The 216-nt window shown below is 38.9% G+C and carries 1 pseudogene; it reads left to right on the top strand.

Annotated elements, in window-relative coordinates:
* A pseudogene (locus V6260_RS19135) lies at nucleotides 1-216 on the top strand (ABC transporter ATP-binding protein); the annotation flags it as partial.

Genomic DNA, 216 nt, shown 5'->3' with positions numbered 1-216 from the left:
TGTCTATTCGCTGCTTAGCACATCGTTATTTACTGAGCCAAAGTGTTAGCTATTATCAAAATGAATTTGCAGGAAGTATAGCCACCAAAGTACTACAATCCTCTTTAGCGGTTCGCGAAACAGTAACTAAATTGCTCGCTGTTTTAATGTACATTGTGGTTTATTTTGGCTCTATGGTATTTTTAGTGGATGATGCCGACTGGCGTTTAATGCTCC

The organism is Pseudoalteromonas aliena, assembly GCF_038155085.1.
In the GTDB taxonomy this organism is placed as follows: Bacteria; Pseudomonadota; Gammaproteobacteria; order Enterobacterales; family Alteromonadaceae; genus Pseudoalteromonas; species Pseudoalteromonas aliena_A.
Note: the sequence above shows the minus strand (reverse complement) of the source record. Positions and strands in the feature narration are given on the sequence as shown.